At 70.8% G+C, this 14,863-nt stretch carries 16 protein-coding genes and 2 tRNA genes; 5 read left to right on the forward strand and 13 right to left on the reverse strand.

All coding sequences use genetic code 11. From position 1 onward, the window contains the following. Nucleotides 1-210 precede the first annotated feature (210 nt). Both E5671_RS18010 and E5671_RS18015 read left to right on the forward strand, forming a co-directional pair. Entirely contained in the window at nucleotides 211-1,377 is a 1,167-nt protein-coding gene (locus E5671_RS18010) for a hypothetical protein (protein WP_237330185.1), read from the forward strand. After that, on the forward strand, nucleotides 1,374-2,969 hold the full coding sequence (locus E5671_RS18015; RefSeq protein WP_160504988.1) for an NADH-ubiquinone oxidoreductase-F iron-sulfur binding region domain-containing protein: 1,596 nt from the start codon (nucleotides 1,374-1,376) through the stop codon (nucleotides 2,967-2,969). Before E5671_RS18010 ends, E5671_RS18015 begins: the two co-directional genes overlap by 4 nt. 61 nt (nucleotides 2,970-3,030) lie before the next feature. Here E5671_RS18015 and E5671_RS18020 read toward each other — a convergent pair. Continuing rightward, nucleotides 3,031-3,103 (reverse strand) — tRNA-Ala (locus tag E5671_RS18020). A 111-nt stretch (nucleotides 3,104-3,214) separates the two neighbouring features. On the opposite strand from E5671_RS18020, the gene E5671_RS18025 reads away from it, so the two are divergent. Then, nucleotides 3,215-4,480 (forward strand): glycosyltransferase 87 family protein, encoded by a 1,266-nt coding sequence (locus tag E5671_RS18025; protein WP_336605781.1) that lies wholly within the window; start codon nucleotides 3,215-3,217, stop codon nucleotides 4,478-4,480. Here the strand turns inward: E5671_RS18025 and E5671_RS18030 are convergent. The 3 genes from E5671_RS18030 to E5671_RS18040 form a co-directional block, all read right to left on the reverse strand. Next, nucleotides 4,459-4,692, reverse strand: a complete 234-nt coding sequence (locus E5671_RS18030; RefSeq protein WP_016643127.1) for a hypothetical protein — start codon at nucleotides 4,690-4,692, stop codon at nucleotides 4,459-4,461. The genes E5671_RS18025 and E5671_RS18030 overlap by 22 nt on opposite strands. Before the next feature lie 3 nt (nucleotides 4,693-4,695). Further along, nucleotides 4,696-4,887 (reverse strand): hypothetical protein, encoded by a 192-nt coding sequence (locus tag E5671_RS18035; RefSeq protein ID WP_160504990.1) that lies wholly within the window; start codon nucleotides 4,885-4,887, stop codon nucleotides 4,696-4,698. Nucleotides 4,888-4,973: 86 nt separating this feature from the next. After that, nucleotides 4,974-6,476, reverse strand: coding sequence for an MFS transporter (locus E5671_RS18040; RefSeq protein ID WP_202121160.1), 1,503 nt, complete (start codon nucleotides 6,474-6,476; stop codon nucleotides 4,974-4,976). A 112-nt stretch (nucleotides 6,477-6,588) separates the two neighbouring features. On the opposite strand from E5671_RS18040, the gene E5671_RS18045 reads away from it, so the two are divergent. Further along, complete coding sequence (locus E5671_RS18045; protein ID WP_237330186.1) at nucleotides 6,589-7,500, forward strand: helix-turn-helix transcriptional regulator; 912 nt, start codon at nucleotides 6,589-6,591, stop codon at nucleotides 7,498-7,500. On the opposite strand, the gene E5671_RS18050 is transcribed toward E5671_RS18045, so the two are convergent. The 7 genes from E5671_RS18050 to E5671_RS45430 all read right to left on the reverse strand — a co-directional run bounded on the left by E5671_RS18050 (nucleotide 7,492) and on the right by E5671_RS45430 (nucleotide 11,888). After that, nucleotides 7,492-7,564: transfer RNA gene (locus E5671_RS18050), tRNA-Ala, on the reverse strand. The two genes, E5671_RS18045 and E5671_RS18050, sit on opposite strands and share 9 nt — an antisense overlap. A gap of 132 nt (nucleotides 7,565-7,696) precedes the next feature. After that, entirely contained in the window at nucleotides 7,697-8,338 is a 642-nt protein-coding gene (locus tag E5671_RS18055; protein ID WP_160504992.1) for a histidine phosphatase family protein, read from the reverse strand. Further along, on the reverse strand, nucleotides 8,335-8,781 hold the full coding sequence (gene rsfS, locus E5671_RS18060) for a ribosome silencing factor (RefSeq protein ID WP_160504993.1): 447 nt from the start codon (nucleotides 8,779-8,781) through the stop codon (nucleotides 8,335-8,337). Before rsfS ends, E5671_RS18055 begins: the two co-directional genes overlap by 4 nt. A 167-nt stretch (nucleotides 8,782-8,948) precedes the next feature. Beyond that, on the reverse strand, nucleotides 8,949-10,628 hold the full coding sequence (locus E5671_RS18065) for a LytR C-terminal domain-containing protein (protein WP_160504994.1): 1,680 nt from the start codon (nucleotides 10,626-10,628) through the stop codon (nucleotides 8,949-8,951). A gap of 16 nt (nucleotides 10,629-10,644) precedes the next feature. Next, entirely contained in the window at nucleotides 10,645-11,283 is a 639-nt protein-coding gene (nadD, locus tag E5671_RS18070; protein WP_160504995.1) for a nicotinate-nucleotide adenylyltransferase, read from the reverse strand. 89 nt (nucleotides 11,284-11,372) lie between these two features. Further along, complete coding sequence (locus E5671_RS45425; RefSeq protein ID WP_202121161.1) at nucleotides 11,373-11,534, reverse strand: hypothetical protein; 162 nt, start codon at nucleotides 11,532-11,534, stop codon at nucleotides 11,373-11,375. Between the two features lie 84 nt (nucleotides 11,535-11,618). Further along, nucleotides 11,619-11,888: a hypothetical protein gene (locus E5671_RS45430; protein WP_202122785.1), complete on the reverse strand. Its 270-nt coding sequence runs from the start codon at nucleotides 11,886-11,888 to the stop codon at nucleotides 11,619-11,621. 99 nt (nucleotides 11,889-11,987) lie between these two features. On the opposite strand from E5671_RS45430, the gene E5671_RS18075 reads away from it, so the two are divergent. Further along, nucleotides 11,988-13,088 (forward strand): M48 family metallopeptidase, encoded by a 1,101-nt coding sequence (locus tag E5671_RS18075; RefSeq protein ID WP_160504996.1) that lies wholly within the window; start codon nucleotides 11,988-11,990, stop codon nucleotides 13,086-13,088. Between the two features lie 39 nt (nucleotides 13,089-13,127). On the opposite strand, the gene E5671_RS18080 is transcribed toward E5671_RS18075, so the two are convergent. Then, complete coding sequence (locus E5671_RS18080) at nucleotides 13,128-14,195, reverse strand: SCO2583 family membrane protein (protein WP_160504997.1); 1,068 nt, start codon at nucleotides 14,193-14,195, stop codon at nucleotides 13,128-13,130. 89 nt (nucleotides 14,196-14,284) lie between these two features. After that, a complete protein-coding gene (locus E5671_RS18085; protein WP_160504998.1) occupies nucleotides 14,285-14,860 on the reverse strand; it encodes an SCO2584 family spore wall biosynthesis protein in 576 nt (191 codons plus the stop codon). Between the last annotated feature and the right edge of the window lie 3 nt (nucleotides 14,861-14,863).

The raw sequence follows: 14,863 nt of genomic DNA on the forward strand, positions 1-14,863 counted from the left end.
AGGTTCCCCCGCACCACTCCGCGCCGCCCCGAGGCCCACGGGAAGCCCGGCGCTCCACCTTTGGCCAAGGGTTACTCCGCGTACCGACCGCTATCGGGGCAACACCAAGATCGCATCGCGTTTAGATAACAACGCAATAACTCAAACCTCGTACTCACTGGTATGCGGCGACTTAGCATGCGGCGATCGAGCCATTTCGGAGTCGCCCCCATGAACCCTCTGAATCCTCATCGCAAGAGCCGCGCAAGCCGCACCGACCGCAAGAGCCGTTCGTTCGCAGCATTCCCCGAACCAAGCAGAGCCACGCGTGGAGTCCTGACCACCGCCGCACTGCTGCTGATACCCCTGCTCGTGGTCATCGGGAGCGACGCCTTCCGCGCCGCACTCGACTTCACCACCGGCGTCCTGTCCCTGGTCTCCCTGACCTCCGCCGTCGTCTGGGGCCTGGTCGCCACGGACCGGCTCTTCCTGCACTCCCGTCAGCGACTGCTCGCCCAGGCCGTGCACCGGGCCACCGCCGTCGCCTCCATCGGTTTCCTCCTGCTCCACGCCACCATCAAGCTCGCGCTCGACCACGTCTCTCCGGTCGGCGCCCTCATCCCCTTCGGGCTCGGCTTCTCCGGCAGCGACGGGCTCATCGGCCTCGGCTCGCTCGCCGGGCTCCTCATGGTGGTCACAGGCGTCACCGGGGCCCTGCGCAGCGCCTTCGCCTCGCCGGCCCAGGTCGCGTCGCGCTGGCGCGCGCTGCACATGCTCGCCTACCCGGCCTGGTGTTCGGCGCTGATCCACGGCCTGTACGCGGGACGCCCGCCCAGCGCGTGGGTGACCGCCCTGTACTGCCTCTGCCTGGTCGCCGTCGCGGGCGCGGTCGCGTTGCGCGCCGCCCCGCTCCCGATCAAGCGGAAGGTGGCCGCCCGGATCCTTGCCCTCCTCGAAACCGAGGGCAGGGCCCGCAACAGAGAGCCCGTCCGCCGGGACACCACCGAGTCCCCGCTCCCCGGCACGGCCGCCGCTCCCGGCCGTGCCCCCGAACCCGGGCCCGACCCGACCCCGGTGGTCGGCATCGCGGCGGCCTACCGCGTCCTCGCCTCCAGCAACCAGCCCACGGAGGTCCTGCCGCTCACCGACCCCCCGCCGCCCCGCTGGCCGTCCCCGTCCCCGCCTCCCCCGGCCGAGGCCCCTCACATCCCGTACGACACCGCGTACGACTACGACACCACGTACGACCCGCCGTACGGCGCGGCCCACAACCCCCCGTACGAGGCCCCGTACCAAGCCCCGTACGACAGCGGCCCCGCCACTGAACCGCTGCCCCACACCTTCCAGGCGCCGAGTTCGGGCGAGCCCTGGAACGCCGCCACCGGAGGCCCCAAGTGAACGCGTCGCTGCCCGACGTCCCCGAAGTCCGAGTCGTCGGGCTTCCGCTCCTGACCTCGGGCTTCGATCTGGTCGAGCGCCTCGATCTGGCGATGCACCTGAAGGTGCACGGCCCGCTCGAACCGATGGCCGGGGAGTCCCTCGCCACCCTCTCCGAGGCCATCTCGCTGCGCGGCAGGGGCGGCGCGGGCTTCCCCTTCGCCAAGAAGCTGCGCTCGGTCGCCGACGCGGCGATACGTCGCGGCGTGCGCCCCGTGGTCGTCATCAACGGCAGCGAGGACGAACCCGCCTGCCGCAAGGACACCGTCCTGATCAACCGCGCCCCGCACCTCATCCTCGACGGCGCTCTCCTTGCCGCCGAGGCCCTGGGCGCCCGCACGCTCGTCGTGGGCGTGACCCGGGACTCCACCGAGTCCTCGATGCTCGCGGCGCTCGCCGAGCGCGGCCTGACCAACCGGCGCGGATCGAGCATCCGCGCGCGCGTGCAGCGCAATCCGGTGCGCATGGTGACCGGCGAATCGTCGGCGTTGGTGCGCTCGGCGGACGGCGGCCCGCCCATGCCGCCGGGGCGCAAGGTGCACACCTCCGACTCCGGAGTGGGCGGCGCGCCCACGCTGCTGTCCAACGCGGAGACCTTCGCCCAGCTCGCGGTCGCCGCCCGGATCGGCCCCGACCGCTACTGCCGCACCGGCCTGCGGGACGAGCCGGGCACGGTGCTGCTCACCGTCTCCGGAGCCGTCGCCAGACCCATGGTGGTCGAGGTCCCCACGGGAGTGCCCTTGCGGTACGTCCTGCAGCTGGCCGGCGCCCCGCCGCTCCCCCAGGGTGTCCTGACGGGCGGCTATCACGGCAAGTGGCTCGACGCGGTCACCGCTCATGACGCGGTCGTCTCACGCGCCTCCCTGGAGGCCTGCGGCGGCGCGCTCGGCGCGGGCGCGATCCTGCCGATCGGCGCCGGGACCTGCCCGCTCGGGGAGGCACTGCATGTGGCGAACTGGCTGGCCTCCGAGAGCTCGGGACAGTGCGGCCCCTGCTACCTGGGCCTTCCCGCGGCGGCCCGCGGACTCGCCGACGTCCTGGACGGCGGCGGTCCCACCGCCCTTGAGGCGCTGCGCGAGGTGACACGGGCCGTGAAGCGACGCGGCGCCTGCAAGCACCCCGACGGTACGGCGGCCTTCATCGAGTCCACGATCACCGCGTTCACGGACGACCTCGCCGCGCACGTCCTGGGCGGCGGCTGCGGCCGCCCCGTGGAGGGCGTCCTGCCGCTCCAGGCGGAAACCCCGCAGGGCGAGGCCCCCAGTGGCCGCAGGCTGGCCGTCGACTGGACGCTCTGCCAGGGCCACGGGCTGTGCGCGGACATCGTCCCCGAGCTGATCCAGCTGGGCCCCGACGGCTTCCCCGGAGTAGCGGAAGCGTCCGTACCGCGGTACTCCGAAGCGCGTGCCGAGCGTGCCGTACGCCGCTGCCCCGCGCTCGCCCTGCGCATCGAGGAGGACCCGTCCGTGCCCTCGCCGCGCACGGCACTGCCGCTCGCACTGCCGCCGGGCAGAGGCCGTGGCCGCAGGGCGCTCGGCAGCGGACGTCAGTGAACCGTCGTCGAGACACAGATAAGCGGGCCACCCGATCCGGGTGGCCCGCTCTCATCTGCTGTGGAGCTAAGGAGAATTGAACTCCTGACCTCCTGCATGCCATGCAGGCGCTCTACCAACTGAGCTATAGCCCCTTGCCTGTCCGCCCGGTTTCCCCGGCGGCTCCGCCAACATTACACGGTCCTCCCCGTGCTCCACCAAATCGTTTCCGGTCTGTACGGATACGGCCGGTACTGTCAGCCTTCGTGACCGTGATCGCGCTTGTCGGCGCCCGCCACCGCGTGCCCCTCGCCGCCGGGGTGTGCCTGCTCTCCTTCACGGCCTTCTGGCTCGCGCAGCGCGCCGCGGACGTCTCGATGATCGACTTGATGGTCTACCGCGCCGAGGGCGAGACCGTGCGCGCGGGCGGCGATCTCTACGCGCTGCGCACCACCGAGGCCCATCTGCCCACCACCTACCCGCCGTTCGCCGCCCTGCTGTTCACTCCGCTGACGCTCCTGGACACGGCGGACATGCGCACGCTGGCGACGCTGGGGAATCTGCTCCTCCTGGTGACCTTCACGCACCTCGCTCTCCGTCTCGTCGGACCCGTCCCGCACATCGGGCACGCGCGCGTGGAGACCGTCCCGCGCATGGAGGCCGCCCTGTGGGTGTCCGCGCTCGCGGTCTGGGCCGAGCCGGTGTGGACGACCCTGCGGTACGGCCAGATCAATCTGCTGCTCGCCGTCCTGGTCCTGTGGGACCTGTCCCGGCGCCCCGGCCACCGCTGGGCGGGCCTCGGCATCGGCATCGCGGCCGCGGTCAAGCTCACTCCCGCGCTCTTCGCGGTGTTCCTGCTGATCACCGGTGCCGCCGAGGCCGTGCGGCGGGGGCAGTGGCGCGTACCCGTGCGCCGTGCGTGCGTGGCGGCCGTCTCGTTCGCCGGCGCGACGCTGCTCGCGGCCGCCGTCCTGCCGTACGACTCCCGGCGCTTCTGGACCCGGATGGTCTTCGAGGCGGGCCGGGTCGGGCTTCCCGAGGACACCGCGAACCAGTCACTGCGCGGGGTCCTCGCACGGCTCCTGCACACCACGGAGCCCGGCATCTGGTGGGCGGTGGCCGCGGCGGCGGCCGGCGTGCTCGGGCTCGCGGTCGCGGTGCGCGAGGCGCTGCGTGGGGAGCGCGCGAGGGCGGCGGTGAGCTGCGCGGCGACGGCGCTCCTCGTCAGCCCGGTGTCGTGGTCGCACCACTGGGTGTGGTGCGTGCCGATGGCCCTGCTCGTGTGGACCGAGGCGGTGCGCCGGGGCGGCCGGGCCCGGTGGGCGGCCACCGGCGCCGTGGTCCTCGTCTTCTGTTCGTACGCCCTGTGGTGGGTTCCGCACGGCGTGGGGCGGCTTGAACTCGGCCAGAATTATGGCGAGATGACGTTGTCCGCCCTCTACGTAGGGACCGCTTTCGCGTTCCTGCTGCAAGGAGCCGGACGCCGCACCCGCCTGTGGATCAAGCGAGATCAAGCCGTGGCGAAGGAGTAGAAGCGCTTGAGTGTGCAGTGTTCGTCGAGCAGCCGGCCATAGATCGGCTCCCCTTCGAGTTCGCGGTACGTCTCGATGGGGTCGCCCTTTATGATCAGCGCCCGCGCGCACTCCTCGCACCAGTACTGGTAGTCCGGGTTGACGGGTTCCATGTCGCGGACGATCGGCGTACCACTGCCGCACCAGTCGCACTTCCGCCTGTGTGCACCCATCAATCAGCTCCAGCTGTGGCCGCAGGCCGTGCACACGTACGAGACACCGCCGTTGTCGCCGAGAACTTGGGCGACATGGGACGAACCGCAGGACGGACAGGTGAGGAGGGCGATCGCTGCGAAGGGAGAGGCAGCGCGTCGCGGCGCGGCCACTGCGACGGGGCCCTCGGCCCCATCGAGGATGCTCGAAGGCATCGCTCTCCCTCCCGTCGGGTCACATTCGGTGGTCTGGTGCGGTCCCCTTCCGGCTGTCCGATTCTGCCACGGCCTGAGCGACCCGGTCAGCGACGCCGTCGTACCAGTCCGGACACGGCGCCCAGTGCGGCCACCCCGGCCAGGGCGTACGCGCACACCAGAAGCGCGTCCGCGGATGAATACGCCTCCGGAGCCCCTTGTGACTCAAGCCGGTTGAGGAAAAGTGCGCCGTAACACGCCACGCCGATCAGCTGGCCGAGCTGCGCGACCGTCGAGAGGAGGCCGCTGGCGTCCGCTGCGTCCTCGGGCCGCACCGTGGAGAGCGCCCGGGTCAGCGTGGGGCTGAACCCGAGGGAGAGACCGGCGCCGATACCCACGAAGGCGACATACAGCCACGGTCCGCCTTCCCCGCCGTCCCGAAGCAGCACACCCACGGCGACCGCCGAGACCGCGGTGAGCGTGAACCCGCCGGGAATCAGTACCCGTTGGAGCACCGCCGGCCAGTGCCGCCACGTCAGGCCGACCACGCCGAAGACCACCGCGGTCGGCGCGAACGTCAGCCCCGCGCGCAGCGCGCTGTAGCCGAGCCCGCCCTGGACGTGCAGCGTGAGCACGAACAGGAAGCCCGCGTTGACCCCCATCACCGCGGCGATCCGGAAGACCGCGAGGCCCATGCCGGGGATGCGCAGGACCCCCGGCGCGATCAGCGGCGCACCGCCGCCGCGGGCGAGCCGGGACTCGTACGCGCGGAAGAGGGCGAAGAGCACCGCCGCGGAGCCCATCGAGAGCCAGGACCACAGCGGCCAGCCCTCCTGCTGCCCGAGCACCAGCGGCACGGTGAGCAGCGAGACGACGGCACCGAGCAGCACGAGCCCCGGCAGATCGAGCCCACGCGCGCGTGGCCCCTGCCCCGGCTCCCGGGCGGCGTCACGCGGCAGCACACGCCCCGCCGTGATCAGCAGGACCACGCCGACCGGCACGTTCACCAGGAACACCGGTCGCCATCCCGTGCCGAACAGATCGGCGCTGACCAGAACCCCGCCGAGCACCTGCCCAGCCGCGGCCCCGACGGCGAGCACGGCCGAGTACGCGCCGAGCGCCTTCGTCCGCGCCTCGCCGGTGAAGTTGCGCTGGATCAGACTGAGCACCTGCGGGATGAGCAGCGCCGAACCCGCACCCTGCAAAAGCCGGAAGGCGATCAACTCGCCAGTGCCCTGACTGAGTCCACAGGCGAGCGACGCCACGGTGAAGACCGCGAGGCCCAAGAGGTAGACGCGACGGTGCCCGAGGCGGTCACCGAGCCGCGCGCCGGTGATCAGGAACACGGCGTACGTAATGGTGTATCCGGCGATCACCAGCTGCAACCCGGCGCCGGACGTGCCCAGTTCGGTGCGGATGGTGGGCGCCGCGACATTGACGATGAAGACGTCGAGCAGCGCCATGAACTGCGCGGCGATGAGGACCGCGAGCAGCCGCCCGGGGCGATTGTCAGTGCCGGGGGCTTTACTGAACGCAGGGTCCGCATCAGGGCTCGAACCAGCGGGATCCGCCGCGCCGGACGGGGTGGTGGACGGGGTGGTCGTTGTCATGGCACCGAGCGTGACGGCGAGTTGGTACGGGTAACGAGAGCCCGCTGATGCTGGTACTGGCAGCACCTGGCAAGGCCCGGGGCGAGGGCCGACGATGGGGGATGTGACAACGATGGGGACGACTCAGCGACGCAGGCCGGAGCTCGCCGCCTTCCTGCGCGGCCGCAGGGCCAGGGTGACACCGGCCGACGTGGGCATGCCGCCGGGCCTGCGCCGCCGCACGCCCGGCCTGCGCCGCGAGGAAGTCGCCCAGCTCTCCGGAGTCGGCGTCACCTGGTACACGTGGCTGGAGCAGGGCCGCCCGATCAACGCCTCGGCGCAGGTCCTGGACGCCGTGGCGCGAACGCTCCGCCTCGACAAGCCGGAGCGCGAGCATCTGTACCACCTGGCCGAGGTTCCGTACGAGCCCGACCGCAGGACCTCGTCCCCCGCGGCCGTCGGCCCGGAGATCCAGGGCATCATCGACGCCCTCGACCCCCACCCGGCAGTGGTCTACAACGAGCGGTACGACATCCTCGCCACCAACCCCGCCTACCGGGACCTGTTCTTCGTCCCGCAGCTTGAGGCCTTCGGGGCGCCGAACGTGCTGTGGACGCTGTTCATCGCGCCCGACCCCGTCTGTCCGCTGGTCTTCCGCGACGAGGAGCTGCCGGTGATGGTGGCGACGCTGCGCAGTTCGTACGGACGGCATGTGGGCGAGCCCGCCTGGGAGGAGTTCATACGCCGCCTGTCCGCCGCCAGCGCGCACTTCGCCGAGCTGTGGGAGAGCGGCGACGTGGCGCCGCCGGGGCCGCGTGTGAAGACGTTCCGGCACGAGGCGGTCGGAGAGCTGCGGATGACGTCGGTCTCGCTGTCCATCAACGGCATGCCGGAGTGCAGGATCGTCGCGTACACCCCGGACGACGAGGAGAGCCGCGCGCGGGCGGCCGAGCTGCGCGGGCTCAGACCCCCGGAAGCGGAAGGACCTGCGGGAACGAAAGGATCCCGCCCTCTGATGAGGACGGGATCCGGATTGTGGAGCTAAGGAGAATTGAACTCCTGACCTCCTGCATGCCATGCAGGCGCTCTACCAACTGAGCTATAGCCCCTTGCGTTCCTCCCGCTCGGCGGGCGAACAAGAAGAACTTTAGCCTGCGACGAGCCGGAATGTGAAATCCGGGTGACGGGCCCTCCCGGGCCCTGTGACCAGCGGCTCTCGCACCCGCCCGGCCCAGGGCGGACTAATCGTCGTCGCCGAGCACCGGCTCCGGCAGCGTGCCGGCGTTGTGCTCAAGGAGGCGCCAGCCCCGCGCGCCCTGGCCGAGCACGGACCAGCAGCAGTTGGAGAGCCCGCCGAGGCCCTCCCAGTGGTGGGACTCCAGGCCGAGGAGGCGGCCGATGGTGGTGCGGATCGTGCCGCCGTGGCTGACCACCACGAGCGTGCCGTCCTCCGGCAGCTTCTCGGCATGGCGCAGCACGATCGGCGCGGCACGGTCGGCGACCTCGGTCTCGAGCTCGCCACCACCGCGACGCACCGCTTCGCCGCGCTTCCACGCGGTGTACTGGTCGCCGAAGCGCGCGATGATCTCGTCGTGCGTCAGGCCCTGCCATTCACCGGCGTACGTCTCCTGGAGGCCCTCCTCGTGCGTGACGGCGAGGCCGGTGAGGGCGGCGAGTTCGTTCGCGGTGGCCGCCGCCCGCTTCAGGTCGGACGCCACGATGGCGTCCGGCTTCAGCGAGGCGAGCAGCCGGGCGGCGCGCCTGGCCTGACCGACACCCGTGTCGGTCAGCTCGATGTCCGTGGAGCCCTGGAAGCGGCGCTCCAGGTTCCAGGACGTCTGGCCGTGCCGCCACAGGATGATCCGGCAGCCGCGGTTGGTCACCGAAGCTCACCGTCCAGGTCGGCTGCCTCCTCCGCGGCGCGCTGCTCGGCGTGCTCGGCGGCCTTGCCGCGGGTGGCGACGGCGTCCGCGGGGAGGTCGATCTCGGGGCAGTCCTTCCACAGGCGCTCGAGGGCGTAGAAAACACGCTCCTCGCTGTGCTGGACGTGCACCACGATGTCCACGTAGTCCAGGAGGACCCAGCGGGCTTCGCGGTCGCCCTCGCGGCGCACCGGCTTGACGCCGAGCTCCTTGCTGAGCCGCTCCTCGATCTCGTCGACGATCGACTTGACCTGACGGTCGTTGGGCGCGGAGGCGAGCAGGAAGGCGTCCGTGATCGACAGCACGTCGCTGACGTCGTACGCGATGATGTCGTGCGCGAGCTTGTCGGCGGCCGACTGTGCGGCGACCTTGATGAGCTCGATGGAGCGGTCCGTGGCGGTCACTAGTGAGCTTTCCTTCAGGTGGTCAAGACATACCAAGGGTCTCACGGACCGCCGACAGCACTCCCGGCAATAACTCGATCACCCTGTCTGCTGCGTCACCCCGGCCGGGAAGCCTCCGATCAGGAAAGCCCCCGGCCGGTAAAGCCCCCGGCCGGGGGACGAGCAGGTCAGCCCGTCTTGTAGTCCTGGCCGAGGACGACCGACACATCGGCGTTCGGCGCGGTCCTGCCCTTGCGGACCGCGCTGTCCGGCAGGCCGAGGGTCTTGGCGACCTCGGTGGCCTGCGTCTTCTTGTCCGCGTCGGCGTACGTGACCTGCGATGCCGCCTGGGCCCCGGAACCCGCGCCGCTGTCCACGAAGGTGTAGCCGCCGTTGACCAGCGAGATCCGCGCTTCCTGCCCCGCGCCCTGGCTGCCGGAGGCGTTCTTGACGCCGACCCGTACGGCCGCTCCCTTGTCCGGGTTCTTGACCGCGCCGCCCAGGACGTTCTTGACGACGCTCGCGCCGGCCTTCTCCGAGAGCGTCCCGTCCTGCTGCACCGGGAGCAGCTGCGTGGAGTAGTCGCCGCCCTTCGCACGGTCGGCGAGCTTGGCGAGGAAGGCGCCGAGGTCGTTCTCCTTGAGGGATGGGTCCAGGATCTGGGCCAGCGACTGGACGGTGGTCGTCGCGGCCTGCGGGTCGGACGACAGCTTCCGCAGGACGCCCTGCATGACCTGCCCGAACCGGTCGAGCTGCGCGGTCTCGGACTCGCCGGACGCGCGGTAGGTGGCGTACGCGACGGCCATCGGACCGCTCAGGGTCTGCTGCTCGCCCTTCTTCACGAGGGGCGCCTGACCCTTCTTGGCCTTGGGGTCCGGCACGTTCGCGTCCGTGTCGATGTCGATGTTGCCGACCAGCTCGACGAGGTTGTTCAGGTAGGGGGTGTCGAGCCGCCAGGTGCCCTCGACCTGCGTGCCGAGCAGGCTGTCGATCGACTCGCGCGTACCGGTCGAACCGTCGTCGTCGACCGACTTGCCGAGCGTCGTCCCCGCGCCCTCGTCGTTCGTCACGGAGAGGGAGTTGGGCAGCAGGACCGTGGTGCCGCGCTTGGTGGTGGTGTTGTTCACCAGGAGCGCCGTGGAGGTGCCGCCCCCCTTGGTGTTGTGCAGGTGGACGACGATCACGTCGCGGTTCTGCGGTCCTGCCGCCACGGCGCCGTCGCCGGACGCGTCGTCCGACAGGCCCGGCAGCTTGCCCGCGTACCAGAGATAGCCGACGCCGCCCGCGATCACGAGCGCGAGCACCACGACGAGCGCGACGACCCGGGAACGCCCGCGCCGCTTGGCCTCCTCGCGCCGCTCGGTGCGGCTCTCGGTGAACTTCAGCCAGTCGATGACGTCTTCGGACTCTTCGTCCGGCTCCTCGATGAAGGAGAACTGCTGGGTCTCGTACGCAGGGTCGCGACGCTCCGGCTCACGCCGGGGCTCGGGTTCGAACTCCGGCTCCGGCTCCGGCTGCGGCTCCGGCTCCGGCTGCCGCGACTGCTGCGGAATCCAGCCGGTCTGCGTCTGCTGGGGCTGCTGCTGGTCGTACGTGCCGTACGTCGCGTACGGGTCATAGCCGTAGCCCTGCGGCTGCTGCTGCTGGGACGGCTGCTGCTGGGCCTGCGCCCCGTACTGGTCGTACGAAGCCGGCGGCTGGGCCTGCTGCGGCTGCGGGGCCTGCTGCTGGAACTGCTGGGCCTGCTGGACCTGCTGATACACCGGCTGCCCATACTCGTCGTACCCGACGACCTGGTACTGATCAGCCGCGTACTCGCCCGCGTACGGGTCGCCGCCCGCATACGGGTCGTACTGTCGGTCGTTCACCGGTGCCCCTCTCGGCTCAATCGCCGCGGTACAGCTCGCGCTTGTCGATATAACGCACCACACCGTCCGGCACCAGATACCAGACGGGGTCACCCTTGGCGACCCGCGCACGGCAGTCCGTGGACGAGATGGCGAGGGCCGGGACCTCGACCAGCGAGACACCGCCCGCCGGCAGGCCCGGGTCGGCCAGCGTATGGCCGGGCCGGGTGACTCCGATGAAGTGCGCCAGGGAGAACAGCTCTTCGGTGTAGCGCCAGGTGAGGATCTGGCCGAGGGCGTCGGCGCCCGTGATGAAGAAGAGGTCCGTGTCGGGATTGAGCGTGCGCAGATCGCGCAGCGTGTCCGTCGTGTAGGTCGGACCGCCGCGGTCGATGTCGATGCGGCTCACCGAGAACTGTGGGTTCTCGGCCGTCGCGATGACCGTCATCAGATAACGGTCCTCGGCCGGGGACACCGCCTTGTCGCTCTTCTGCCACGGCTGCCCGGTCGGCACGAACACCACCTCGTCGAGGTGGAACTGCGCGGCGACCTCCTGGGCCGCCACCAGGTGTCCGTGGTGGATCGGGTCAAACGTTCCGCCCATGACGCCCAGGCGGCGTTTGCCCTTGCTGGCCGGGCCGGTACCGGGACCGGTAGGCATGTCCTGCTCTCCCATGCGTGCAGACCCTACCGGCCCGGTCGACGGGCTCTGGTTCAGCCGTCCGTTCCGTGAGACCGCTCAGTGGTTCCGCTCAGTGGTTCCGCTCAGCGGTCCCGGTTGAAGCGCGTGGTGATCCACAGGAGCAGCATCAGCGCGACGAACGCGCCACCGCCGGTGACGAGAGGGCTGATGCTTGCGTGCTCGTCGACGTGCTTGCCCTCGGAGGCGAGAGTGACCAGCTGGGAGGCGGTGCTGTGGAGGCTCATCGTCGGCAGGACCTATCCGGAGGTGGGCGGGACAAAGACTTACGGGCCATCGTATGCGGGGACCCGGGCCGAGCTCACGCCGACTCAGCTGTTGTGGTCCGCGCGGTCGGTCTCATCGCCCCCGCCGGGACGGCTCTCGCCGCCCTCAGCGGTATCGCCGGGGCGGGTGCCGGGGTCGGCGTCGGCGCCCTGGCGGTAGCCGCGCAGCAGGAACCACGCCGCGAGCACGCAGCCGACGACCATGACGATCAGCACGACGCGGAGCAGATTGCCCGCCCCCTGCTCCTTCGCGGCCAGGGCGGCCGCCTCCGTGACCCAGTGGTGGGCTGCGGCGCTCTGCTCCATGACGGCCATGACGGGCGACTCCATTCGCTGTGCTGCCCTGTCACGGTATCTCCGCCTAGGCTGGGTCCCACCTCGGGGGCATGACTGGACGAGCATGGGGGATGGGGCATGACCGACGACAACGACCACGGCCACGCGAAAGACGGCGGCCACGAGAACGTGCCGAGCAGGCAGCGCAGGCGCTTCCCCGGCATCTCGTCACGGGCGTACGAACACCCGGCGGACCGTTCGGCCCTGGTGGCCCTGCGCAAGCTCACCGGCTTCGACACCGTCTTCAAGGCGCTCAGCGCGCTGCTCCCGGAGCGGAGCCTGCGGCTCCTGTTCCTCTCGGACTCCGTACGGGTCTCCGACGCGCAGTTCGCGCACCTCAACACCATGCTGCGGGACGCCTGTTACATCCTGGACCTGGAGAAGGTCCCGCCGATGTACGTGAACCAGGACCCGAACCCGAACGCGATGTGCATCGGCCTCGACGAGCCGATCATCGTGGTGACCACGGGTCTCGTCGAGCTGCTCGACGAGGAGGAGATGCGCGCGGTCGTCGGTCACGAGGTGGGCCACGCACTCTCGGGCCACTCGGTGTACCGGACGATACTGCTCTTCCTCACGAACCTGGCGCTCAAGGTCGCCTGGATCCCGCTCGGCAATGTCGCGATCATGGCGATAGTGACCGCCCTGCGCGAGTGGTTCCGCAAGTCCGAGCTGTCGGCGGACCGCGCCGGGCTCCTGGTGGGCCAGGACCTCAAGGCGTCGATGCGCGGTCTGATGAAGATCGCGGGCGGCAACCACCTGCACGAGATGAACGTGGACGCGTTCCTGGAGCAGGCCACGGAGTACGAGGCCGGGGGCGACCTGCGTGACTCGGTCCTGAAGATCCTGAACGTACTGCCGCGTACGCACCCCTTCACCACCGTGCGCGCCGCCGAGCTGAAGAAGTGGGCCGGGACCCGCGACTACCAGCGGATCATGGACGGCCACTACCCCCGCCGCGACGGGGACAAGGACACCTCGGTGTCGGACTCCTTCCGCCAGTCGGCGTCCAGCTACGCCGACGACGTACGCCACAGCAAGGACCCGCTGATGAAGCTGGTCAACGACATCGCGGGCGGCGCGGGCGACCTGGGCGGCAAGCTGCGCGGGAAGTTCACGGGGCAGGGCGGCGCCCGGAACGACGACCCGCCCGCCGAGGACACGCGGCCCGGGAAGTAGCCCTCAGAGCCCACAGAACCCTCAGAGCCCTCAGAGCCCTCAGAACGAAGGCTGGGCAGTGGCCGAGAGCGAGCCGCACAGCGCCGTGGCATCACCCGTCGCGTAAGGGTCGGTGCCCGCGGGGCCGCCCGCCTTCGCCTTCTGCCCGGCGAGCAGTGGCCGCAGCTGGTTGGCGGAGTCGGCGGAGCAGGCGAGCGGACCCGCCTGCATGTACGACACGAGCAGCTCGGCCTGGCGCATCCGCAGGTCGTCGCGGTCGAAGCGGAACTGCAGCTCCCGGCGGACGGTGAACAGCGAGGCCTTGACGTGCTCGCCCTTGCCTGCAGGACGCAGCGCGTAGACGAAGGTGTGGTCCGAGGTCACCTCCAGGGTGTTCTTGTCCGTCTCGGTGGCGTGCAGCGTGCCGTGGACGCGGATGCCGGGCGATGCGAGGGCGGTCTTCGTCGGGTCGAACCGCACCAGCCAGCCGGTGGGCGCGTGCCGACCGTCCGCCGCCGGGTGCGCGAAGCTCTTGTCGAACTGGTCGAGCTGCCGGGGGTCGAGCAGGATGCGCGCGGAGCGCACGGCGCCTCCGGTGAGGACGTCCGGGTCGAGCGAGGACTCGACGAGATAGTCCTTGGCGGTGGTCAGCGCGGTCATCACCTGACCGTCCGAGAAGTGTGAAGTGCGCCGCGCCGCAGGGAGGTTGATGCCCGAAGCGCCCACCCGGAACTGCGCGGCCTGGCTGTGCGCGTACAGGTCGGCGGGCTTCTCGGCGCCGGGCACGGGCCCCTGTGGGGCGAGCGGTATGACCGTCATGCGCAGCGGCTCGGGGCGCTGGGCGACCGGGTTCTGGTACGGATGGCGTACGCCCATGTAGATCGCGGTGCCGAAGGCGACGGCGATCAGCAGGACGAGGATCACGGCCTGTTTGGAGAGGCGCCGGCGGCGCGCGGGAAGGCGGCGCACCGCGTGCGTGTGGTCACTCATGCGCTCCTGTGCGGAGTACTCCTGGAGCCGCGCGGCGCGGACGAACGACTCGTCGAAGACGACGGATCGGTACTCGTCCTCACCACCGGCCGGAGCGCCCTCGGGGGTCCCCTCAGGTGGTTCTCCTGGCCCGCCCATACCTTCAGGGTAGGTCTCCGCGCGGTCAGGTAAACGCCCTGGTACACGACAAGTTCTGACAACTTCTCACGGGATGCGGGCGCCGCTTCTCACGGGACGCGGGGCGTCGCGGACACCGCGGGCGGGCCGTACTCCGCGGAGGCCGACGGCTCCGTGGAGTACGGCGGCGGGGCCGGGTCCTGGCGGCCCGTCGACGCGCCGCGGTAGACCGCGGTGAAGGCGAGCGCGACCATGCCGATGCCCATCAGGAGGGCGAGCATCCAGGCGACGGGGCGGTGCCAGCGGTTGTGGCCTCCATAGCCGTGTCTGCCGTACCCGTCCTCGGTGAATTCCCGGTCGTACACGTCGTCGAGGTCGGCGTCGCGGCCGAACTCGCCGCCGTCGTCGGGGCCGAACCCCTCGTCGTAGAGGTCGTCCTCCGGCGAATCACGGCCAGGGCCCCGGGTGCGGGCCCTGTGGCTCTCGGCCTCGGAGGCCTCGGCGCGCGCCTGGGCGGCGGCCAACAGCCGCTCCACCGCGGTGGGTTCATGAACCTCGGCGGCCTTGACGAAGGCCTCGTCGAAGACCACGGAGGCGAACTCTTCGTCCGCACCCCCGCGGTCGCGGTCGTCGTCGGGCTCCCAGCCGTCAGGAAACGACGGCGTGCCCCCCACGTCCTCCGGCACCCT

Origin of the sequence: Streptomyces sp. BA2, from assembly GCF_009769735.1 — a bacterium.
GTDB lineage: Bacteria > Actinomycetota > Actinomycetes > Streptomycetales > Streptomycetaceae > Streptomyces.

Coding starts and splice junctions, on each gene's coding strand:
- E5671_RS18080 (WP_160504997.1), bottom strand. CDS start 14,195: ATGGGCGGGCCAGGAGAACCACCTGAGGGGACCCCCGAGGGCGCTCCG.
- E5671_RS18040 (WP_202121160.1), bottom strand. CDS start 6,476: ATGACAACGACCACCCCGTCCACCACCCCGTCCGGCGCGGCGGATCCC.
- E5671_RS18035 (WP_160504990.1), bottom strand. CDS start 4,887: ATGCCTTCGAGCATCCTCGATGGGGCCGAGGGCCCCGTCGCAGTGGCC.
- E5671_RS45430 (WP_202122785.1), bottom strand. CDS start 11,888: ATGGCCGTCATGGAGCAGAGCGCCGCAGCCCACCACTGGGTCACGGAG.
- E5671_RS18010 (WP_237330185.1), top strand. CDS start 211: ATGAACCCTCTGAATCCTCATCGCAAGAGCCGCGCAAGCCGCACCGAC.
- nadD (WP_160504995.1), bottom strand. CDS start 11,283: ATGGGAGAGCAGGACATGCCTACCGGTCCCGGTACCGGCCCGGCCAGC.
- E5671_RS18075 (WP_160504996.1), top strand. CDS start 11,988: ATGACCGACGACAACGACCACGGCCACGCGAAAGACGGCGGCCACGAG.
- E5671_RS18030 (WP_016643127.1), bottom strand. CDS start 4,692: ATGGGTGCACACAGGCGGAAGTGCGACTGGTGCGGCAGTGGTACGCCG.
- E5671_RS45425 (WP_202121161.1), bottom strand. CDS start 11,534: ATGAGCCTCCACAGCACCGCCTCCCAGCTGGTCACTCTCGCCTCCGAG.
- E5671_RS18045 (WP_237330186.1), top strand. CDS start 6,589: ATGGGGACGACTCAGCGACGCAGGCCGGAGCTCGCCGCCTTCCTGCGC.